The 22256-nt window shown below is 46.0% G+C and carries 19 protein-coding genes; 9 read left to right on the plus strand and 10 right to left on the minus strand.

From position 1 onward, the window contains the following. Nucleotides 1–78: 78 nt before the first annotated feature. From noc to rpmH, 10 genes are all read right to left on the minus strand, one after another. Nucleotides 79–951: a nucleoid occlusion protein gene (gene noc, locus SIN01_RS09305; protein WP_010025619.1), complete on the minus strand. Its 873-nt coding sequence runs from the start codon at nucleotides 949–951 to the stop codon at nucleotides 79–81. A gap of 80 nt (nucleotides 952–1031) precedes the next feature. Further along, the gene (gene rsmG, locus SIN01_RS09310) at nucleotides 1032–1739 is read right to left on the minus strand and encodes a 16S rRNA (guanine(527)-N(7))-methyltransferase RsmG (protein WP_010025617.1); all 708 of its coding nucleotides are present in this window, start codon (nucleotides 1737–1739) and stop codon (nucleotides 1032–1034) included. Nucleotides 1740–1760: 21 nt separating this feature from the next. Beyond that, on the minus strand, nucleotides 1761–3650 hold the full coding sequence (mnmG, locus tag SIN01_RS09315; protein WP_010025615.1) for a tRNA uridine-5-carboxymethylaminomethyl(34) synthesis enzyme MnmG: 1890 nt from the start codon (nucleotides 3648–3650) through the stop codon (nucleotides 1761–1763). Between the two features lie 51 nt (nucleotides 3651–3701). Further along, nucleotides 3702–5081, minus strand: coding sequence for a tRNA uridine-5-carboxymethylaminomethyl(34) synthesis GTPase MnmE (gene mnmE, locus SIN01_RS09320; RefSeq protein WP_010025613.1), 1380 nt, complete (start codon nucleotides 5079–5081; stop codon nucleotides 3702–3704). A 36-nt stretch (nucleotides 5082–5117) separates the two neighbouring features. Beyond that, the gene (locus tag SIN01_RS15045) at nucleotides 5118–5294 is read right to left on the minus strand and encodes a hypothetical protein (RefSeq protein WP_156994725.1); all 177 of its coding nucleotides are present in this window, start codon (nucleotides 5292–5294) and stop codon (nucleotides 5118–5120) included. A 117-nt stretch (nucleotides 5295–5411) separates the two neighbouring features. Continuing rightward, nucleotides 5412–6035, minus strand: coding sequence for an RNA-binding cell elongation regulator Jag/EloR (gene jag, locus SIN01_RS09325; RefSeq protein WP_010025612.1), 624 nt, complete (start codon nucleotides 6033–6035; stop codon nucleotides 5412–5414). Further along, nucleotides 6032–6811: a YidC family membrane integrase SpoIIIJ gene (gene spoIIIJ, locus SIN01_RS09330; protein WP_010025611.1), complete on the minus strand. Its 780-nt coding sequence runs from the start codon at nucleotides 6809–6811 to the stop codon at nucleotides 6032–6034. The genes jag and spoIIIJ overlap by 4 nt, the downstream gene beginning before the upstream one ends. A 16-nt stretch (nucleotides 6812–6827) precedes the next feature. Next, a complete protein-coding gene (gene yidD / locus SIN01_RS09335) occupies nucleotides 6828–7085 on the minus strand; it encodes a membrane protein insertion efficiency factor YidD (RefSeq protein ID WP_010025609.1) in 258 nt (85 codons plus the stop codon). Beyond that, the gene (rnpA, locus tag SIN01_RS09340) at nucleotides 7082–7444 is read right to left on the minus strand and encodes a ribonuclease P protein component (protein ID WP_029548213.1); all 363 of its coding nucleotides are present in this window, start codon (nucleotides 7442–7444) and stop codon (nucleotides 7082–7084) included. Before rnpA ends, yidD begins: the two co-directional genes overlap by 4 nt. Before the next feature lie 371 nt (nucleotides 7445–7815). Next, nucleotides 7816–7950, minus strand: coding sequence for a 50S ribosomal protein L34 (gene rpmH / locus SIN01_RS09345; protein ID WP_010025605.1), 135 nt, complete (start codon nucleotides 7948–7950; stop codon nucleotides 7816–7818). An 880-nt stretch (nucleotides 7951–8830) separates the two neighbouring features. Between rpmH and dnaA the strand changes: the two genes are divergently transcribed. The 9 genes from dnaA to SIN01_RS09390 all read left to right on the plus strand — a co-directional run bounded on the left by dnaA (nucleotide 8831) and on the right by SIN01_RS09390 (nucleotide 22040). Further along, a complete protein-coding gene (gene dnaA, locus SIN01_RS09350) occupies nucleotides 8831–10252 on the plus strand; it encodes a chromosomal replication initiator protein DnaA (protein ID WP_010024245.1) in 1422 nt (473 codons plus the stop codon). A 192-nt stretch (nucleotides 10253–10444) separates the two neighbouring features. Further along, the gene (gene dnaN / locus SIN01_RS09355; RefSeq protein WP_010024247.1) at nucleotides 10445–11626 is read left to right on the plus strand and encodes a DNA polymerase III subunit beta; all 1182 of its coding nucleotides are present in this window, start codon (nucleotides 10445–10447) and stop codon (nucleotides 11624–11626) included. A gap of 86 nt (nucleotides 11627–11712) precedes the next feature. Further along, nucleotides 11713–11934 carry a S4 domain-containing protein YaaA gene (gene yaaA / locus SIN01_RS09360; protein WP_010024249.1) on the plus strand — a complete coding sequence of 74 codons (222 nt, stop codon included), beginning with the start codon at nucleotides 11713–11715 and terminating at the stop codon, nucleotides 11932–11934. Nucleotides 11935–11951: 17 nt separating this feature from the next. Further along, complete coding sequence (gene recF / locus SIN01_RS09365; protein WP_010024251.1) at nucleotides 11952–13076, plus strand: DNA replication/repair protein RecF; 1125 nt, start codon at nucleotides 11952–11954, stop codon at nucleotides 13074–13076. A gap of 160 nt (nucleotides 13077–13236) precedes the next feature. Next, nucleotides 13237–15156: a DNA topoisomerase (ATP-hydrolyzing) subunit B gene (gyrB, locus tag SIN01_RS09370; protein WP_010024252.1), complete on the plus strand. Its 1920-nt coding sequence runs from the start codon at nucleotides 13237–13239 to the stop codon at nucleotides 15154–15156. A 42-nt stretch (nucleotides 15157–15198) separates the two neighbouring features. Continuing rightward, the gene (gene gyrA / locus SIN01_RS09375; RefSeq protein ID WP_010024254.1) at nucleotides 15199–17694 is read left to right on the plus strand and encodes a DNA gyrase subunit A; all 2496 of its coding nucleotides are present in this window, start codon (nucleotides 15199–15201) and stop codon (nucleotides 17692–17694) included. Nucleotides 17695–17726: 32 nt separating this feature from the next. After that, nucleotides 17727–18812, plus strand: a complete 1086-nt coding sequence (locus tag SIN01_RS09380; RefSeq protein ID WP_010024255.1) for an HD-GYP domain-containing protein — start codon at nucleotides 17727–17729, stop codon at nucleotides 18810–18812. Between the two features lie 266 nt (nucleotides 18813–19078). Continuing rightward, complete coding sequence (gene guaB / locus SIN01_RS09385) at nucleotides 19079–20545, plus strand: IMP dehydrogenase (RefSeq protein WP_010024257.1); 1467 nt, start codon at nucleotides 19079–19081, stop codon at nucleotides 20543–20545. Between the two features lie 145 nt (nucleotides 20546–20690). Continuing rightward, nucleotides 20691–22040, plus strand: coding sequence for a serine hydrolase (locus tag SIN01_RS09390; protein ID WP_010024260.1), 1350 nt, complete (start codon nucleotides 20691–20693; stop codon nucleotides 22038–22040). The last annotated feature ends 216 nt before the right edge of the window (nucleotides 22041–22256 follow it).

Consider the following 22256-nt stretch of genomic DNA (forward strand, 5'->3'; position numbering starts at 1 on the left):
GGCCAAGACACTGGACGGGTTAAAATCTAATTCCTGTAAAAAAAAGAGCCTCAAGGATGGCTCCATAAGAAATCTTAATTATTTTTTCTTTGGAATACGAATGGTAAATTGATAGAAATCACCCATATCTTCTTCGTGTGTATCAATATCAAGCCCGGAGTCTGTAACCATGTGAACAGATTGTCGAATCGTATTTACAGCAATACGAGAGTCTCTGCTTAATGCCCGCCGTCTGGCTTTCTTTCCTTCAGTATCCTTTTTGTCTTCTTTTTTCTGCAAATACTGTTTGACCCTTTTTTCTGTTTGCTTCACATTCAATTGTTTTGTGATCAGTTCCTGAAGCATTTTCTCTTGCAGTTCAGGATCTTTCAAAGCGATTAAAGCGCGAGCATGACGCTCACTAATCTTTTTTTCGAGTATTGCATTTTGTACGGATGCAGGCAATTTCAATAAACGTAATTTATTGGCAATAGTAGACTGGCCTCTGCCTAGTTTTTCTGCCAAACCTTCCTGAGTTAATCCGTTAATTTCAATTAAACGTGCATAGGCCGCAGCTTCTTCAATAGCGGTCAATTCCTCACGTTGCAAGTTCTCAATGAGTGCAATTGATGCCGATTGATCGTCGCTTAACGGTTTGATTATTGAAGGAATCGTTTCCCAGCCAAGGTAGGATACCGCCCGCCAACGCCGCTCCCCGGCAATAATTTCATACCGATCATCTAATGGGCGAACGATGATTGGTTGAATGATCCCATGTTCGTCAATTGTTGCTGCAAGCTCATGTAGCTTCTCCTCATCAAAAATGGAACGAGGCTGATACTGATTGGGTGTGATGGACGAAACCGCAATCTCTTGAACGCGTTCCTGTTCTTGAGCCTGTTCTGCCTCTTGTGCAACAGCCGTTTCATCCTGATCATTATGATTAAAGAGTTTGGACAAACGATTTTTCATACTCGCACCACCACCTTTGCTCTAACTTGTACTCTTTTTCCCGCAACCGCTGAGTCCTTTTTTCGTTCCACGTGAAACATTTAGAGCGGATCCTTCATCGGTACACCCGGTTTTCTTGGATACTTTTTTGGCGAAGCCTCTTTTTTACCAATAAAGACTAACGAACGTTTTCCGCTCGCTTCGGGAAGTTCTAAGGAAATCATCCGACTCATTTCCCCGCCAAGAAGCTTGATCGCGTGATCTGCTTGCTCTGCTTCAACATCAGCGTTGCTCCCTTTTAAGGCAATGAAGGTTCCGCCCAGATGAACAAGCGGCAGACAGTATTCGGAGAGTACTGATAATTTTGCAACTGCCCGTGCCGTAACAACATCAAAATGTTCCCTCATCTCCGTTTTTCGTGCAAAGGTTTCGGCACGGTCGTGATGAAGTGAAATATCCTTTAAATCAAGCTCATCAGCAACGGTCTGCAAAAAGGTCAGCCGCTTCTTTAGTGAATCGACAATGGTTAGGTGTAGCTCGGGAAACAGAATTTTCATTGGTATTCCTGGAAATCCTGCGCCTGAGCCGACATCGCAGAGCGTCTGTACCTTTTGCATCGAGAAATAAAAACAAGGGGTGAGCGAGTCAAAAAAGTGTTTAATCACAACTTCTTTCTGATCGGTAATTGCTGTCAAGTTCATTTTATCATTCCACTCAACGAGCAGTTCATAGTATCGCTGGAATTGATGGCTTTGCTGCTGCGTTAATTGAATCTTATTTTGACTCAGCAATTGTTCTAATCCTGCCATAACATCCTCCCAAAATAAAGATCAGCCTGTTCGCCTTGCAAGTTTTCCTTCTTCAAGATAAACGAGCAATATCGCGATGTCGCTTGGATTAACTCCAGACACGCGTGATGCCTGACCAACGGAAATCGGACGAACTTTCGCTAATTTCTGCTTCGCTTCTGTTGCCAGTCCGTCAATCTTGCTGAAGTCCAAGTCTTGAGGAATTTTCTTGCTTTCCATCCGTTTCATCTTCTCAACTTGTTGCAGCTGTTTGTTGATATACCCTTGATACTTAACCTGAATCTCAACCTGTTCGCCAACTTCAGTCGAAATTTTTCCATGCTCTGGAAGGATACTTGCCACATCCTGATAAGTTAATTCCGGACGCTTCAGTAGCTGTTCAGCCTTTACCGGTTCGCGAAGTGGTGCTGCGCCGCGAGCATTTAAGAGCGCCTGACACGCTTCCGAGGGTTTAATCGATGTCACAGCAAAATACTGACGCTCTTGTTGAATCATCTGCCGTTTGTGCGCGAACCGTGCGTAGCGTTCTTCCGAGATCAAACCAATATCATGCCCGATCTCCGTCAAGCGAAGATCGGCATTGTCATGACGCAAAAGTAAACGATACTCAGCACGCGAGGTCAGCAGACGATAAGGTTCTTTCGTTCCCTTTGTAACCAAGTCATCGATTAATACCCCAATATATGCCTCGGAACGATCGAGAATCAGCGGTTCTTTGCCCAGCGCTTTTCGTGCTGCATTAATTCCTCCGATCAGCCCTTGCCCGGCTGCTTCTTCATAGCCGGAGGTTCCATTAATCTGGCCAGCTGTAAACAAACCGCCGACTTTCTTTGTTTCAAGCGATGGCCACAGCTGGGTCGGAACAATCGCATCGTACTCAATCGCATAGCCTGGGCGCATCATCTCGGCCTTTTCCAGTCCAGGGATCGTTGCCAGCATTTTTCGCTGAATCTCCTCGGGCATACTCGTAGACAGCCCATCCACATACACCTCTTTGGTGGCTTTTCCTTCCGGTTCGAGGAACAGCTGATGCCGGTTTTTATCATTAAAACGGACGATCTTGGTTTCAATAGACGGACAGTATCTTGGACCGGTACCGACAATTGCTCCGGAGTAAATCGGTGATCGATCCAGACTTTCTTGAATGATTTTATGGGTGTTCAAATTCGTATAGGTCAGCCAACATGGAATCTGATCTTTGATAAATTCTGTTGTGTCATAAGAAAATGCAAGAGGCGCATCGTCCCCCGGCTGGATTTCCGTCTTCGAATAATCGACTGTTCGTCCATTGACACGTGGCGGTGTCCCTGTTTTAAAGCGAACAATGTCGAACCCGAGTTCTTTAAGGTGGTCGGACAATTTAACCGAGGCCTGCATATTGTTTGGACCACTCTCATACTGCAGCTCGCCAATAATGATTTTTCCCTTTAGATAGACTCCTGTTGTTAAAACCACCGATTTTGCGCGGTACGTTGCGCCGGTAGCTACAACGACACCTTGGCAAATCCCGTCTTCAACAACTAAGTGATCAACCATGCCCTGCCTTAAAGTCAGATTTTCCGTTTCTTCAATCGTTTTCTTCATTTCGCGTTGGTACAATTGCTTGTCCGCTTGCGCCCGCAGCGCGCGAACAGCCGGTCCCTTTCGCGTATTCAGCATGCGCATTTGGATATACGTTTTATCGATATTGTGCCCCATCTCACCGCCAAGCGCATCAATCTCACGAACAACGACACCTTTTGCCGGACCGCCGACAGAAGGATTACATGGCATAAACGCAACGCCTTCAAGACTGATTGTCAGCATCAATGTTTTTGCACCCATCCGTGCTGAGGCAAGCCCGGCTTCTACTCCGGCATGCCCTGCGCCAACAACAATGACATCATAGGTTCCGGCTTCATAGGTTTTCATCTTCAATCCTCCATTCTTTGTAACATTCATTTATTTTTAATCGGTCTGCAGTTATTTTCCTAAGCAAAACTTCGAGAACAATTCATTAATTAAACGATCGGATACCGTTTCACCGACAATTTCGCCTAGCAAATCCCAAGAACGTTTTATATCAATCTGCGTCATATCAACCGGCATCCCCTGCTCGGCAGCCTCGATTGCATCATTGATTGCCTGACGCGCTTGTTTTAACAGCGCAATGTGCCGCGTATTGGACACATAAGCCTCACCGCCTGTGGCAACACTATTGCTAAAAAACAAGTGGGCAATCGCTTGCTCAAGTTCCTCCAAGCCCTTTTCACTAATCATAGAGGTTTGAAGTACCGGATGATCGCCTGCTAATGCCTTAACCTCATCAATAGAGGCTTGCTGCGGCAGATCCGCTTTATTCATCAAAATAATTGCCGGGATGCCGTCGATCATCTGAAATAATTGTCGGTCCTCTTCTGTTAATGGTTCATTCCCATTGATCAGCAGCAACGCAAGCTCTGCTGATTTCAATAATTCCTTTGATCGCGACACACCGATTTTTTCTACAACGTCATCCGTATCACGAATCCCGGCCGTATCAACAAGTTTCAATGGTACGCCGCGTACATTAACATACTCTTCAATGACATCCCGCGTTGTACCCGGAACATTGGTTACAATCGCTTTGGATTCATGAACAAGCTGATTGAGCAGTGACGATTTACCGACATTCGGTCTGCCGACAATGACGGTTGAAAGTCCTTCGCGCAGGATTTTCCCTTGCCGCGCGGTTGCAAGGACGCGGTCCAGTTCCTTGCGCACCGCTGTACCCTTTTCAATCAGGAGTTGATTCGTCATCACTTCCGCATCGTCATATTCCGGATAGTCGATATTCACCTCAACTGCCGCAAGGATGTCAAGCAGCTGCTGTCCGAGTTTGCGAACCAACTGTGACAACTTTCCCTCCATTTGCCCGATTGCGACATTCATCGCCTGATCGGTTTTCGCTCGGATCAAATCCATAACCGCCTCGGCTTGAGACAAGTCGATCCGTCCATTCAGGAAGGCACGTTTCGTGAATTCACCCGGCTCAGCCAGTCGTACATCCTGATCCAGAATTAGTTCAAGCACCCGGTTCACACTGGTCAATCCGCCATGGCAATTGATTTCAACCACATCTTCTCGTGTAAACGTCTTCGGTTTCCGCATCACAGACACCATAACTTCTTCAACAGTCTGGCCGGTTTCGGGATCGACAATTTTCCCATAGTGAATCGTGTGACTGTCCACCTCAACAAGGCGCTTTCGTCCGTGAAACAGGCGATCCGCGGCATGCACAGCTTCCGGACCGCTCAGGCGTACAATGCTGATCGCCCCTTCGCCGATTGGTGTGGAAATGGCTGCAATTGTATCGTAATCCAATTTTATCACTCCTTTCCGTTTCCGTCCTTTATTAATTCACCGTTTATTTGTTACTCCAGTTGGTTTTGTTGTCATGCTGCGCTCTCTGCGATCCGTATCGAACAAAGCAGTTTCCAAGAGCAGCCCGTCTATATGAAACGGCACTTCTTCACCATGCATGAAGAAGCACAACGATTCTCTTAATTTTGTACAAACTTTTTCAAACACTATCATACATTATTTTTCCGTCAAATGAAAAACCTTAACGCGCAGATGCATCGCTTTTTACAGAAACCCAATGCCTCCACGAAAAAAAGCGCGCGAGCTGCGTGCTTTTTTCATTTCATCTATTCATGAACGACGCGGGGCTATCGTTAGATAACGCTTAGGTTCTTCCCCATTAGAAAACGTTTGGATTTTAGGATTGTTCGCCAAGGCTTGGTGAACAATTTTACGCTCAAATGCGGGCATGGCCTCCAAGCGATGCGGATGATTGGTGCGCAGCGTCTTCTTAGCCATTCGCTTCGCAAGCGTGACCAGTGCCTGCTTGCGCGTCTCCCGATAATGCTCCGCATCCAAAAAGAACGTGACATGCTGCTTCGCTTCTTTTGCCGCAACGTGATCCGCTAATGTTTGAAGCGCATTTAACGTTGCTCCATGCTTGCCAATCAATTGCGCAGCATCTTTGCCGACCAGTACACATCGACAAACCTGCGCGCCGCGTTCAATGACTTGAATTTTGACGGTTAAGCCGCTTTTATTGATCACTTCCGTTAGATAGTCAATCCCATAGTCAAAGGGCGTCTTTGTTAGGGTAACCTTCACCAGCGCTTTGCGGGCGCCGATACCAAGGAATCCTTTTCTTGGTTGTTCAAGGACCGTGCTGGTCACTTGATCTGAAGTTGCATTTAATTCTTTGAGGGCGAAGGACACCGCTTCGGCAACTGTTTTACCATACTTGGTAACTTCCCTCACTTCTGCTTGGCGCCTCCTACAGCTTTACTGTCCTTATTGTCATCCTGCTTTTCATAGATAATATAGGTTTGGAAAATCATGAAAATATTTCCGACAACCCAGTACAGCGCAAGCGCGGATGGGAAATAAAACGCCGGAACCGCAATCATAATTGGGAAAACATACAACATCATCGACATTTGCGGATTGGTGTTGCCCATTCGTCCGATCATGATCTTCTGCTGCAGGAACGTCGTTGCTGCGGCAATGATCGGCAGAATATAGAATGGATCGGCAGAACCGAGCTGGAACCATAGAAAGGACTGTGTCTTGATTTCCGACGTTCTCATGATCGCCTGATAAAAAGCAAACAGGATCGGCATCTGAATTAAGATCGGTAGGCAGCCCGCCAAAGGATTGACGCTATGCTCCTGAAAAAGCTTCATCTGTTCTTCTTGAAGCTTCTTTTGCGTATTTTGGTCTTTTGAACTGTATTTTTCCTGTAACGCTTTAATTTTCGGCTGTAATTGCTGCATTGCTTGAGAGCTTTTCACCTGTTTCGCCATCAGCGGCAGCAGAACAAGCCGTACGATAATCGTTGTAATGATGATCGCCAGTCCGTAGCTGTTCCAAAACAGATGCGCTACAGAGATGATGAACTTAGACAGCGGCAGAACGAACCACTGACTCCAAAAACCGGTACTGCTGTCATTGATCGGCTTGTTTAGATCGGTACAACCTGCAAGCAGTGCAGCCATCAGCACCAGTGAACTTACAGCGAATAACTTCTTCTTCAAAACTCTACCTCCTCGATCAATCCGAACGATGCCTCGACATGCCCGTCTTTTTATGGGTGCACTTTTCAGGTACGGGATCATACCCGCCCGGATGAAAAGGCTGACATTTCACTAAACGCTTGATCGTCAGCCACCCTCCTTTTATAACGCCAAAGCGCGCGAATGCTTCTACTGCATAGTGCGAGCACGTCGGATAAAACCGGCAGGACGGCGGTGTAAAAGGAGAAATGAACTTCTGGTACAAGCGTATGATAAAAATGAATACGTGTTTCATAGTTGCGGAATTTTGCGGGAGTCATGCAGAACACGTGCTTTCTTCAGCACATGAACCAGGCTTTTCCGCATCTCCTGATGGGTCATCGTGCTTACCGGCTTACGAGAAATAATAATGTAGTCATTACCCGCTTCAAGCCTGTCCGCAAACTCACGAAAAATTTCTTTTATATACCGTTTGATATGATTGCGCATCACGGCATTGCCCATTTTTTTGCTTACGGACAGACCCAGCCTTGAATAAAGCTTGCCGTTCTGCTTGCGCACATAAACGACAAACTGCCGATTGGCAAACGACTTTCCTTCTTGAAAGACGACTTGGAACTCATGATTTTTCTTTAATCGTTTTAACATCTTCATTTGTCCCTCCAATGGGACGTTCCTGCTTTATTAATAGTAGTGATCAAATCTCAGACTCGGACGCGCTTTCCGGCGCATAGCCAGGCTTGAGCCAATGATACTCTTTTAGTATAAAGAAAAAGATCGGAATGACAAGGTTGTCCAATGAAAAAATGCTCGCGCAGCAAAATTACTCATGCGCGCATTATTCATTTTCACCCCACCCGACCTATGATTCTCAATTCTGTCGCCATTTAATCATCAAATCAATAAACCTTTCATCCTGCAATGGCCCTATAGCTCTTGTTTATTGATTCGTCATGTTACCGATATCGTTCGACCAGCAGCACTCTTAATCGTGTAAAAAAACCACTGCTGGTCACACAGTGGCTTTATGCTGACAGAACTTTTCTTCCCTTGCGGCGGCGTGCTGCCAATACCTTACGGCCATTAGCGGTTGCCATCCGTGCGCGGAAGCCATGAACTTTTTTCCTTTTACGGTTATTCGGTTGGAATGTACGTTTCAATGGATACACCTCCCAGTTGTTCTTTTAAAGTTGCCGACAAATCACATGATTCTATTGCAAATGCTGAAAATACCGCATTCGCTCAATTCAGCTATTCAGCCGGTTGTCTTTCTATTTGCCATGAAACGCAAAGCGATCCATCAGGAATTCGTTCCCTCATGTATCGTTTTTTCATCGACTGGACTCGTCAAAAACCTTTACGTTCCCTTACAGCCAAATTCATTCATCGGCTTTTTCAAAAACCAGTCTGACTAATTATAAATAGATCCACACAAAAAGTCAACGCGCGGTTTGTTCCCTCTTTTATACCCTTACTCTGTGGATTATTTTTTCCACAATTCGTTTTTCCACACCGTTTATCGACATTTTTTTCACATTATCGCCCCTTGTGTATAACCTTTTTGTGTATAAAGATATCCACTGTGGATAACATTTGTCGATCATTGCTTTAAAAGCAGTTTTTTGATATGATCGTAGTGCATTTGTTTGGTATAACGGGAGTTTCAAAAAAAAGTTTTCCACCACTTGTGGATAATTTTGTGGACAGTTGCTCACACCTGTGTATGCAAGTTATCCACAAAACTATGCACCTTGTTGATAACTTGTTTAATCAGCTTATTATAGCCTAATGACGTGCATCAGGATTTGTGGATAAGAATGTGTAAAGATCCGTGCTCACGGAGCAAAATAAAAAGGCAGCAGCAATGACCGGTTGCTTAGCCGCAGTATAGTAAAAAGCTGTTTGTATGCTTTCACTGCTGCTCGGCATCTTTTTTTATTTCATTTTTATTGCTTTGATACCTCGAATCATTCGTCTGCAGATCTCCGGCAGTGCGAATTTTAATGGACCGTACAATTTATAAAGGAGGGCCGCTAACCTTTGAACAACCTTCAAGAACTATGGATGCAAACCCTAGAAATCATTAAGAAGAAACTGAGCAAACCAAGCTTTGAAACATGGTTGAAAGAAACGCGAGCTCAGTCGATTAATGGTCAAATGATGATTGTGAGCGTGCCCAATGATTTTTCACGCGATTGGCTGGAGGAGCATTATGCGAAACTGATTTCCGATATTCTCTATGAACTCACAGGATCCCGCTACACGATCCGCTTCATTATTCCGAGCAAGCACCGGGAGAACGGAAGCGCATCCGCTATAAAGAATAAAGGAAAGAGTGATGGAATGAGCTTCAACGCGAATAATCGCGACAATCCCTATGGAGGGATGCAGCAAAGGAATCCGCATCGATCCGAAGAATTCGGAAACAGCATGCTGAATTCAAAGAACACGTTTGAAACCTTTGTCATCGGGTCGGGCAACCGCTTTGCCCACGCTGCCTCGCTTGCCGTGGCAGAAGCTCCGGCAAAGGCTTATAATCCGTTGTTTATCTATGGCGGTGTCGGCCTTGGCAAGACTCATTTGATGCATGCGATCGGTCATTATGTCATCGACCATAATCCTTCTGCCCGCGTTGTTTATCTATCATCTGAAAAATTCACCAATGAGTTCATCAACTCCATTCGGGACAACAAAACGGTTGAATTTCGCAATAAGTATCGAAGTGTCGATGTCCTGCTGATCGACGACATTCAATTTCTGGCCGGCAAGGAGCAAACCCAAGAGGAATTTTTCCATACGTTTAACGCGCTTCATGAGGAATACAAACAGATTGTCATCTCCAGTGACCGGCCGCCAAAAGAAATTCCGACCCTTGAAGATCGGCTGCGCTCTCGTTTCGAATGGGGACTGATCACGGATATTACACCGCCTGATCTGGAAACGCGTATTGCCATCCTTCGGAAAAAGGCGAAAGCCGAGGGACTCGATATCCCGAATGAAGTGATGATCTATATCGCCAATCAGATCGATACAAACATTCGTGAGTTGGAAGGCGCGCTGATTCGCGTGATTGCTTTTTCATCGCTGAATAATCAGGATATCAATGTCGATATGGCTGCGGAGGCGCTCAAGGATATCATTCCGACCGCACGTCCGAAGACGATAACGATTCAAGATATTCAGGTGGCCGTCGGTGAGGAGTATCATTTGAGGCTGGAAGATTTCGCTGCGAAAAAACGGACGAAATCGATTGCATTTCCAAGACAAATTGCGATGTATCTGTCACGAGAACTGACGGATTATTCACTGCCTAAGATTGGCGAAGAGTTTGGCGGAAGAGATCATACCACGGTCATTCATGCCCATGAAAAGATCACCAAACAGCTTTCCGTTGACCGTGAATTGCAGAAAAAAGTGAATGCATTGATTGACCAGCTGAAAGCGCCAATTAAAGCGCAATGATAAAAACTAATGTTTTTTTTTGAACAGGGGTGTGTATAATTTGCCGGCACACCCCCAATTTTATCCACAACTTATCAACATGTGGATAAGGCGTAAAACCCTAGTCCAGATCACTTACTAACATATTCACAGGCTCTACTATTATGATTACTATTTTTAATTCTTTAACTATAAGATTTGGAGGCAACAAGGATGCAAGAATTGCAAGACTCGAATTCGAATGCGGCACTCGCTATGAAATGTACCGTCCAAAAAGATAAGCTTGCCGACGCAGTTAATCGTGTGATGAAAGCTATTTCTTCGAAAACAACCATTCCGATCTTGACAGGGGTAAAAATCACCTCAGGAAGAGATGGGATTACGTTAACCGGAAGCAATTCAGATATCTCGATTCAGACCTTCATTCCTCTTGAAGAAGACGGTAATGAAAATGCAATTGTACACACCCCAGGTCAAATCGTGCTGCCTTCCCGATTGTTTTCTGAACTGGTACGGAAACTGCAGGATGAAGATGTCCATATTGAAGTAGACAGCCGATTTATCGCAAAAATAACTTCAGGGTCGACGGAATTCAGTCTTAATGGTCTTGATCCGGAGGAATATCCGAATTTGCCGATCATTAACGGAAGCGATGCATTTCGGATCCGAAAAGACTTGTTAAAGGATATGATCAAACAGACGGTCTATGCCGTGTCTGTAACAGAAACGCGGCCGGTACTGACCGGTGTCAAATGGATGATTAACGATGGAAAACTCAGCTGCGTCGCTACGGACAGTCACCGACTTGCTCAACGTTCGGTGAGCGTGGAAAATGGTGAAGCTTCCGGAGCGCATATCTTGGTCATTCCAGGATCAAGCCTAAACGAGCTGTCGAAAATTCTTGATGATGATGATGAACAATTAGTGGATATCGTCATGACTGCCAACCAAATTTTATTTAAGAGCAACAATGTACAGTTTTACTCGCGTCTGCTCGATGGTAATTATCCGGATACGAGTCGCCTGATTCCGACTGAAAGCAAAACGACCATTGATCTGGCCACGAAAGATTTGTACCGTGCCATTGAACGTGCCTCGCTGCTTGCTAAAGAAGAACGGAACAATGTGGTTAAGCTGCGGGCAGAAGGCAACCAGGTTGAAATTTCCTCACAATCACTGGAATTAGGCCGCGTTTTTGAAACACTCGTCCCGGAACGTTTTGACGGAGAACCGCTGCGTATTTCTTTTAGCGCTAAATTTATGATGGATGCCTTGGGAAAAATGGATGCGCAAAGTGTCCGGATTCATTTTGTCGGCCCGATGCGGCCAATCATTATTCGTCCAATTGGCGATGAGAATATTTTGATGCTGATTCTTCCAATCCGCACGTTCTAATTCAGGTACAAGACCGATTTCATGTCCTTATTCTATTTTTGTTACAATAACTTTATGCCAAGTAAGCAAAGAAAAGAGGCAAGACATTGAAAAAGGTTCAATTAAAAGCCGGAACTGCGTTCATCACCTTGGGGCAATTACTTAAGTACGAAGGGTTGATTCAGACCGGCGGCGAAGCCAAGCATTTTTTGGCAGAGACGGAAATTTTCGTTAACGGAGAACAGGAAAACAGACGCGGAAAGAAGCTCCATGAGGGCGATCGCATCAAAATTTCCGATGCGTATGAATACATGATTTGCCGCGGCTAGAGGGGAGTTGCCCCACAATGAAACTAGAGTCGATCGAACTTGCACATTACAGAAATTATGACAGCTTACAGCTGTCTTTTTCTAGCTCTGTGAATGTTTTTTTGGGCGAGAATGCACAAGGAAAAACAAATCTGCTTGAAGCCATCTACGTCCTTGCAATTGCAAAATCGCCGAGAACGACCCATGATAAAGATTTAATCCAATGGGACCAGGAGTATGGTAAAATAAAAGGTAGAATAACTAGGCGTGGTCAATCCATTCCTCTTGAATTAACGATCTCCGGCAAGGGAAAGAAAGCCAAAGCTAATCATATTGAGAAAAGACGGCTCAGCGATTATATCGGTTTGTGTAATGTCGTTATGTTTGCTCCTGAGGATCTTAATCTCGTGAAGGGAAGTCCTTCAGTACGACGGCGCTTTATTGATATGGAGCTGGGTCAGATTGCACCGGTCTACATGCATCATCTCGGTGACTATCAAAAAGTGCTTCAACAGCGGAATGCACTGCTGAGAAAATCAGTGGGAAAAGCACACGGCGACACGACCTTTCTCGATATATTGACTGATCGATTGATTTCACTTGCTTCTGAAATTGTGAAACGGCGGCTTATTTTTGTCGCGCAGCTTAATGAGTGGGCGGCGCCGATTCAGAAAGAAATCAGCCACGGCATGGAACACTTGTCGATTGTCTATGAATCTTCAGTACCAGAGGTATTAGATAAAGCCGATTCGTCAAAAATAGAAGAAGCTTTTAGGTGCAGTTACGAACGGCTTAAAAAAAGAGAATTGGACCGCGGTACCACTTTGTTCGGTCCTCATCGCGATGAACTGCGTTTTTTCGTTAATGACAAGGATGTGCAGGCCTTTGGTTCTCAAGGGCAGCAGAGAACAACTGCTCTTTCTGTGAAACTTGCGGAGATTGAATTGATTAACCATGAAGTGGGCGAATATCCGATCCTTCTGCTTGATGATGTATTGAGTGAACTGGACGATATTAGAAAAACGCATTTGCTCGGTGTATTTCAGGAAAAGGTGCAGACCTTTGTTACGACAACATCGGTGGACGGATTGGATCACGCACTGATTGATCGGTCGCAGCTTTTTTACATACACCAAGGAGAGATCAAATGCAACGGGGAATGATCAACCGCAAACGGCTGACATTGCGCTTTTGCTCGTCCTATGGAGGGACTAGCGACTTAGGTTTTAGTGTAGTCCGGAAGACATACCGGTATTCATAAATTTATGATTCTGCATTTGAGAATGAAAGATTCTCAGATAACACCAAGTTAGGTGGGTTAAGATGAGCGAAAATCAAGAACAAAAACAATCGTATAATGCCAGCCAGATTCAGGTTCTTGAAGGGCTTGAAGCGGTTCGGAAAAGACCTGGGATGTACATTGGCACAACCGGCGAAAAGGGCCTCCATCATTTGGTTTGGGAAATTGTGGACAATTCTATTGACGAAGCACTCGCCGGATATTGCAGCCATATTCAAGTGATTATCGAAAAAGAAGGCGGCATTACGGTTATGGATGATGGACGCGGCATCCCGGTCGACCTTCAGAAGAAGGTCGGCAGGCCGGCTGTTGAAGTGATTATGACCGTGCTTCATGCCGGAGGAAAATTCGGCGGTGGCGGTTATAAGGTATCCGGTGGACTTCACGGTGTCGGCGCGTCGGTCGTTAATGCGCTATCGACAAAAATGTGGGTGAAGGTTTATCGTAATGGCCATGTTTATTATCAGGAATACCATCGCGGAAAACCACTTGCCGATTTGAAAATTATTGGTGATTCGGAGCAAACAGGAACGACCACCCATTTCGAACCCGATCCGGAAATCTTTAAAGACACGACAACGTTTGACTACGATACATTGCGTGTTCGTGTACGCGAACTGGCCTTTCTTAATAAAAACATTCGTATTTCGATTGAAGACAGGCGTGAAGAAGGAAAACGGGATACGTATCACTATGAAGGCGGCATCCGCTCCTATGTAGAATTTCTTAATCGATCCAAGGAAGTCATCCATGAACCAATTGATCTTGAGGGAGAAAAGGATGGCATCAAGGTCGAAATTGCGATGCAATACAACAGCGGATTCACCGGCCAACTGTACTCATTCGCCAATAATATTCACACCCATGAAGGCGGGACTCACGAATATGGCTTTAAAGTAGCATTAACTCGTGTGATTAATGATTATGCACGAAAGAACCAATTAATCAAAGCCAGTGATCCGAACCTAACCGGAGATGATGTTCGCGAAGGCTTGACGGCCATTGTTTCGATCAAACACCCGGATCCGCAATTTGAAGGACAGACGAAAACCAAACTAGGCAACTCCGAAGTTCGAGCGATTACCGATACGCTTTTCTCAGAAGCTTTTTCGCGTTATCTGCTCGAAAATCCGGATGTCGCGCGTTTGATTGTTGACAAGGGGTTAATTGCTTCTCGCGCACGTACAGCTGCGAAAAAGGCGCGTGAATTGACGCGGCGCAAAAGCAGTTTGGAAGTCTCTTCTCTTCCAGGAAAACTCGCAGATTGTTCATCAAAGGATGCAAGCATCTCCGAGTTGTACATCGTCGAGGGTGATTCAGCCGGCGGTTCCGCAAAGCAAGGACGCGACCGCATGTTTCAGGCGATTCTCCCGTTACGCGGTAAAATTCTAAATGTTGAGAAGGCGCGTCTGGATCGAATTTTATCGAATGCTGAAATTCGGGCGATGATCACAGCACTTGGAACAGGCATCGGCGATGAATTTAATTTAGAAAAAGCGCGCTACCATAAAATTATTATCATGACCGATGCGGACGTTGACGGTGCACATATTCGTACCTTGCTGCTCACATTCTTTTATCGGTTCATGCGTCCGCTGCTTGAGAATGGTTATGTCTATATTGCTCAGCCTCCCCTTTTCCGTGTTCAATATGGCAAAACGCTTCTATATGCCTATGATGATAATGATTTGAAACGGATTCAGAGCAATCTTCCACAAAATGTAAAGCCTGCGCTCCAGCGCTATAAAGGTCTGGGGGAAATGAATCCGGAACAGCTTTGGGAGACAACGATGGATCCGGAAAATCGTCTTGTTCTGCAGGTGAATCTTGAAGATGCCATTGAAGCAGATCAGACCTTTGAAATGCTGATGGGCGACCGCGTCGAACCGCGGCGCGACTTCATTCAGAAAAATGCGGTTTATGCACAGAATTTGGACGTATGATCGGTTTGTGGAACCGTTTGATTAAAGCAAGGAGGAAATAAAATGGCAGAGCAAGATGAACACCGGGTCAAACCGGTCAATATAGGCAAACAAATGCGTGATTCATTCTTGAGCTACGCGATGAGCGTTATTGTCAGTCGTGCATTACCTGATGTGCGTGACGGTCTGAAGCCGGTACACAGGCGTATTCTGTACGCCATGAATGAACTCGGCATTACATCAGATAAGGCGTATAAGAAATCAGCGCGTATCGTCGGCGAGGTCATTGGTAAATACCATCCGCATGGTGATTCAGCCGTTTACGATACGATGGTGCGTATGGCGCAAGACTTCAGCTATCGCTACGAACTGGTGGACGGGCATGGCAACTTCGGTTCCGTTGACGGCGATCCTGCGGCAGCAATGCGTTATACCGAAGCGCGTATGTCTAAAATATCGATGGAAATGGTCCGCGATATTCGCAAAGACACGATCGATTTTCAACCGAACTATGATGACAACGAGGAAGAACCGAAAGTACTGCCTGCACGTTTTCCAAATCTACTTGTTAATGGAGCATCTGGAATTGCTGTCGGTATGGCAACCAACATCCCGCCTCATCAACTAGGTGAAGTCATTGATGCGGTTCTCACGCTCAGCAAAGACCCTGAGATGTCCATTGAAGAACTGATGCAGTATATCCCGGGTCCTGATTTTCCAACCGGAGGATTAATCTTGGGACGCGAAGGTGTCCGGCGCGCGTATCGGACCGGACGCGGCTCAATTATTGTCCGTGCAAAAGTAGAAATTGAGGAAAGCGCCAACGGCAAACAGAGCATCATCGTGACCGAACTGCCCTACCAAGTCAATAAGGCAAAGCTGATCGAACGGATTGCAGAGCTTGTTCGCGATAAGAAAATTGAAGGCGTCACGGATTTGCGCGATGAGTCAGATCGCCAAGGAATGCGTATGGTCATCGAAGTACGGCGCGACACCAATGCGAATGTTCTGCTGAACAATCTGTATAAACATACAGGGCTCCAGACAAGCTTTGGAATTAACATGCTGGCACTGGTGGACGGACGCCCGCGCATTCTGAACTTAAAGGAATGTCTGCACTATTATTTGAAACATCAAGAAACGGTTATTCGCCGCCGAACAGCGTTTGAACTGAAAAAGGCGGAAGCACGTGCACACATCTTGGAAGGATTGCGCATCGCCCTTGATCATTTGGATGAAGTGATTGCGTTAATTCGTCATTCTAAGACGGCGGACATCGCTCGTCAAGGATTGATGGACAATTTTGACCTTACCGAGATTCAAGCTCAAGCGATTCTCGACATGCGCCTGCAACGCCTAACCGGTCTTGAACGCGAGAAGATTGAACAAGAATATGCAGAACTTGTTAAAAGGATTGCAGAACTCAAAGCCATTCTCGCGGATGAACAAAAAGTACTGCATATTATTCGCAAAGAACTGCGTGAGATTAAGGAAAAATACAATGATACGCGCCGTACGGAAATTACCGTCGGTGACGATATGATTGAAGATGAGGATTTAATCGAACGCGAAGACATCGTGATCACAGTGTCGCATAACGGCTATGTGAAACGGATGCCGGTCAATGCGTACCGCAGCCAGAACCGCGGCGGGCGCGGCATGCAGGGGATGGGAACGAACGAGGACGACTTTGTTGAACATTTGTTCCAGACCAACACCCATCACCACATCCTGTTTTTCACGAATAAGGGACGCGTTTATCAGCTGAAAGGTTATCAGATTCCGGAACTGGGGCGGACAGCCAAAGGCATCCCCATCATTAATCTGATTCAGATTCAGAAGGATGAATACATTACGGCCTTCTTCCCTGTTGAAGATTTCGATGAGAAGCATTTCCTTGTCTTCCTGACGAAAAACGGGATTACGAAGCGTTCCCCTCTTTCCGACTTCTCAAACATACGCAAGAGTGGCTTGTTCGCGATTACGGTACGTGAGGAGGATGAGTTGATCAGCGTGCGCTTAACGGACGGCAGCTGCGATATCATCGTTGGCACGAAAAAAGGGATGGCGATCCGTTATCACGAAACCGATGTCCGTGCGATGGGCCGGACGGCCGCCGGTGTCAAAGCGATTACCCTTGATGAGGGCGATTCAGTTGTTGGCATGGGCATAGCCGACGATCACCTAGATGTGCTGATCGTTACGGAGAACGGATACGGCAAGCGTACCCCTTGTGACGAATATCGACCGCAAACGCGCGGCGGCAAGGGATTAAAAACATGCAATATTACGGATAAAAATGGCGGACTGATCGCGCTGCGTACGGTTTCCAAAAGTGAAGATCTCATGATCATCACCGCCAATGGTGTGATTATACGTATGCCGGTATCCGGAATCTCTCAGCTTGGCCGAAACACAATGGGCGTTACCTTGATTCGGGTTGATGAAGGCGACAGTGTGGCTACCATTGCGCGTATCCAGAACAGTGAGGATGAAGTTGAGGACAACGAAGCCAATGGCGACGAGAGTCCAAGCGGTGATGGCAATAGCGAAGTGTGACGGTGTAAAACTTGGCAATGAGGTGAGACGGCGTGATCGTAAAGACTGCAGAACTGAGGCCGGGCTGTGTTTTGCGCAAGGATGTGTACGCAAAATCAACCAAACCGCTGATGAAGGCGGACACGGTGCTTGATGCGATGCATCTCGAGTTTCTTAAGGCGTTTCTGATTGACACGGTTGATGTGGATCGCGTGAATACGCCGCACCCAGCATTGGCTGGACAGAGTGAAAAGAGCAATAGGGAACGACAGATCCCTGTCTCTGCACAGGGCACGCCACAAGCAAGAATAAGTCCCTTTGTACTTAGATACAGACAGTCCGTAAACGACGCTCAGCGATTTTTTCAACAGTGGCAGTCAGGTGGGCGTGTGTCGATCGGTGCTTTTCGTTCAGCGATGCTTCCGTTGATGCATCAGTTATTAGCGAGACCGGCGCATTTGAGGGACCTTTTACTTCAGCGGGTGCGCAAAACGAGTATCGCGGAGCGCAGTGTCCAACTTGGCCTGATCACGGCCTTTTTCGCGCGAAAGCTTCGTCTTACGGATGGCGACTGCGTCCAGCTCGGTCTTGCCGGTATGCTTTGCGATTGCGGTCTGGCCAAACTGCCTCCGTCACTTTTACGGCAGGAAAGATTATCCGAACATGACTTGATGCTGTACAAGCGACATGTTATAGACAGTTACAAAATGCTGAAGGGAATGGCGACCCTTAAGCAGGAAACTTTAGTAGCGATCATTCAGCATCACGAGCGGGAAGACGGGAGCGGTTATCCGCTTAACTTGAAAAGTACGCAGCTTTCGCCAAACGGGAAAATACTCGCTTTATGTGCGCATTTTCGGTCACAGTTCGAAACCGTCTCCCCCGAACGGTTCATCACGGCATTAGATCGTTTTAAAAGATCTTCCTATGGCTGGTTCTCCCGGCACTATTTGGATCAATTATGCGATGCATTGATGGATTTGCTTGTCGGTATGAAGGTTCAGCTTTCCGATGGTCGATCGGGTGAGATTACGTTTATTCCTGTGAAGGATCCGACACGCCCGCTCATTCGATGCAGTGATCAGCAAGTCTTTGTCTTTGAACCGGACGGTCCTGTCACCATCAAACGCTTGGAATAGCGGGAGGCGCTAGGATCGTCTTTTTTCTAAGATAAAGGCACTGGAAAAAAGAAGCAGGTGTCCCTTTGGCAAGAACGGTTTATAATGAATGAACCTATGAGAATACTTAATGGCTAACGCTGCCATTCCATTTTTAGCGAAGGCACATCATTATTAGAAAAATACAACATCATTCCGTATTCTTGACAGTCGCAAATGCACTTGATAAGCTATCAATAAAATTTTCGGAAAGAAGTCAACCAATCCATGGGGGTAATCAAACAGTGATGAGAGAAGATAAGTTTACAAGAGAGGGACTTACTTTTGATGATGTGTTGCTGATTCCAGCTGCTTCGGATGTGCTGCCGCGTGATGTTTCCGTTCAAACGTCACTGACACGCACCCTGAACTTGAAGATTCCGATTATCAGCGCAGGAATGGATACGGTCACTGAGTCGCAAATGGCCATTGCAATGGCACGACAAGGCGGTATGGGTGTTATTCATAAGAATATGTCCATTGAAGAACAGGCGGATCAAGTGGATAAAGTGAAACGTTCGGAAAGCGGCGTCATCACCAATCCATTCTTCTTAACCCCGGACAATCAGATCTTTGACGCAGAGCATTTGATGAACAAATACCGCATTTCCGGTGTTCCGATTGTGGACAACCCGGACGAACGTCATTTAGTCGGCATCCTGACAAACCGCGATATGCGCTTTGTTAAAGACTATTCGCTTCGAATCGGCGATATGATGACCAAAGAAAATTTGGTTACGGCGCCGGTTGGGACGAGCTTAAAACAAGCAGAAGTCATTTTGAATGAAAACCGTATTGAAAAGCTGCCGCTTGTTGATGAGCAAGGTGTGCTTAAAGGGTTGATCACGACAAAAGATATTGAAAAAGTTGTTGAGTTCCCCAACTCGGCGAAAGATGAAAAAGGTCGTTTGTTGGTTGCAGCAGCAGTTGGCGTAACTGCCGATGCCCTGCTTCGTGTCGAAAAACTCGTGGATTCTGGTGCAGATGCGATTGTTATTGATACCGCACATGGCCATTCGAAAGGCGTCTTGCAAAAGGTTAACGCTATTCGCAAAAAGTTCCCGAAGGTCAGCTTAATTGCAGGAAACGTGGCTACAGCTGAAGGAACAAAAGCGCTGATCGATGCCGGTGTTGATGTCGTTAAGGTCGGGATTGGACCAGGATCAATTTGTACAACGCGTGTGGTTGCCGGTGTCGGCGTACCACAAGTGACAGCGATTAATGAATGTGCAAATGAAGCGGATAAACATGGTGTTGCAATCATTGCCGATGGCGGGATTAAGTATTCCGGTGATGTTGTGAAAGCTTTGGCGGCAGGCGGAAGTGCCGTCATGCTTGGTTCATTGCTTGCTGGTGTTGACGAAACCCCGGGTGAAAAAGAAATTTATCAAGGACGTCAGTTCAAGGTGTATCGCGGCATGGGTTCGGTCAGCGCGATGGAACACGGAAGCAGGGACCGCTATTTCCAGGAAAACGCAAAGAAACTTGTTCCGGAAGGCATTGAAGGACGTGTACCTTACAAGGGTAAATTGGCCGATACGATTTATCAGCTCATTGGCGGATTGCGCTCCGGTATGGGTTATTGCGGCACACCGACCGTACAGGCGCTGCGTGAACAAGCACGTTTCACAAGAATTACGAATGCCGGCTTGATTGAAAGTCATCCGCACGACATACAGATTACAAAAGAAGCACCGAATTATTCGCTTAAATAAATGATCAACCCGCTGCATACGGTTTGATGAGTCAATAAATAAATAATGTCTTTGGAAAAGTCGCGGGCGACAAAGTCAAGGATCGCCTCGCTTTTCTATGTGCGCGCAAAGTGAATCACGCACGAATTTTTCGGGGGTGTAGGGGTTGAAGTTCAGGAACAAGTTCGGCCGTTTTGCGGCGGTAAGTCTGGCGTTAATTCTGGGATTAACGTTTGCCTTTCAGATACCATTTGCTTCTAAGGCAGAAGCAGCATCAGATCCGCTAGGTTTGAAAGCAAAATCGGCAATCTTGGTTGATTTTAACAGTGGACAAATTTTGTATGAGAAAGATGCAGATCACGTGTATCCTCCGGCCAGCATGACCAAAATAATGACCGAATACCTTGTGATGCAGGCACTCCACTCGAAAAAGCTGACTTGGGATACGCCGGTGTCGATCAGTGACTACACGTATAAGATCTCTCAAAATCGATCCTTTTCCAATGTTCCACTGAAAAAGGACTATCACTATACGGTTCGCGAATTGTACGAAGCGATGGCGATTTATTCAGCAAACGGTGCAACGATTGCTTTGGCGGAAAAAGTTGGCGGCACTGAAAAGCATTTTGTTGATTTAATGAATAAAACAGCAAAAAAATTCGGGATGCAGAGCGCTGAATATATTAACAGTACAGGCCTCGAAAACGTTGATCTTGGTTCAGATGCTCCATATGGCGGCAAAGATGCGAGCAATCAACTTTCTGCCAAAGATCTTGCAAAATTGGCCTATCATATTATAAAAGATTATCCGGATGCGCTGGAAATCTCCAAGATTCCGTTGAAACAATTTACCGCTGGTGTTGACTCACCAATTCAAATGGTAAACTGGAACTACATGCTGCCAGGTTTCGGTGCCAATATGGCCAAGTTTACCTATGAAGGTGTTGATGGTTTAAAAACCGGGCATACCGATCTTGCCGACTATTGCTTTACCGGTACAGTCAATCGAAATGGTCATCGTTTGATTAGTGTTGTCATGGGAACGCCTTCCGATCCACAGCGCTTTGAACAGACACGCGCCCTTTTTGATTATGGGTATAACCAGTTCACTGAAAAAACGCTTGCCAAGAAAAATCAGCGGATTAAGGGAACACAGAAGTCGGTTGCTGTACACGATGGAAAGCAAGATCGCGTCCCGCTTGCTTTTGGTAAAACATATAAAGCAGCCGTTCTAAACGGTGAATCCTCAGCGCTGACCTATAAAGTCGTGCTTGATCGTTCGAAGCTGAACAAGGATGGAAACTTGGAAGCACCGGTGAAAAAGGGTGAAACCGTCGGCTATGCTGAGGTCACGCCAAAGGGCGGCAATCACTACGGATACATTTATCATTCCAATAATAAGGTTCCGGTCATCGCCGCTGAACAAGTCGAGCGAAATAACTGGTTTGTTCGTATGATCAAGGGAATCGGAGCGTTCTTTGCTTCCATCTTCTCATGGATTGCAGGCCTCTTCTAATGTGAATTCAATCAAATCGTTTTCTGATGAAAAGTCGGGCACAGTGCTCGGCTTTTTTTACAGGTAAAGATCGTTTATGATTTTGCTCCTTCTTCAAACCAATAGACCAGCGTCTTGGCCAAGAATTAAAGCGGAGGTGCTCTGGCGCTTGCGGGAACAGCGTGCCAGCGAGCAGCCGCAGCGATGATTCAGCATCGAAAAGACACTAGCCCATCA

It is taken from the genome of Sporolactobacillus inulinus (assembly GCF_006539285.1).
Taxonomy (GTDB): Bacteria; Bacillota; Bacilli; order Bacillales; family Sporolactobacillaceae; genus Sporolactobacillus; species Sporolactobacillus inulinus.

What these genes read in the sequence shown, in the direction of transcription:
- noc (WP_010025619.1), bottom strand. Translation starts at nt 951, where the DNA reads ATGAAAAATCGTTTGTCCAAACTCTTTAATCATAATGATCAGGATGAA.
- rsmG (WP_010025617.1), bottom strand. Translation starts at nt 1,739, where the DNA reads ATGGCAGGATTAGAACAATTGCTGAGTCAAAATAAGATTCAATTAACG.
- mnmG (WP_010025615.1), bottom strand. Translation starts at nt 3,650, where the DNA reads ATGAAAACCTATGAAGCCGGAACCTATGATGTCATTGTTGTTGGCGCA.
- SIN01_RS15045 (WP_156994725.1), bottom strand. Translation starts at nt 5,294, where the DNA reads ATGATAGTGTTTGAAAAAGTTTGTACAAAATTAAGAGAATCGTTGTGC.
- yidD (WP_010025609.1), bottom strand. Translation starts at nt 7,085, where the DNA reads ATGAAACACGTATTCATTTTTATCATACGCTTGTACCAGAAGTTCATT.
- rnpA (WP_029548213.1), bottom strand. Translation starts at nt 7,444, where the DNA reads ATGAAGATGTTAAAACGATTAAAGAAAAATCATGAGTTCCAAGTCGTC.
- dnaN (WP_010024247.1), top strand. Translation starts at nt 10,445, where the DNA reads ATGCAAGAATTGCAAGACTCGAATTCGAATGCGGCACTCGCTATGAAA.
- recF (WP_010024251.1), top strand. Translation starts at nt 11,952, where the DNA reads ATGAAACTAGAGTCGATCGAACTTGCACATTACAGAAATTATGACAGC.
- gyrB (WP_010024252.1), top strand. Translation starts at nt 13,237, where the DNA reads ATGAGCGAAAATCAAGAACAAAAACAATCGTATAATGCCAGCCAGATT.
- gyrA (WP_010024254.1), top strand. Translation starts at nt 15,199, where the DNA reads ATGGCAGAGCAAGATGAACACCGGGTCAAACCGGTCAATATAGGCAAA.
- guaB (WP_010024257.1), top strand. Translation starts at nt 19,079, where the DNA reads ATGAGAGAAGATAAGTTTACAAGAGAGGGACTTACTTTTGATGATGTG.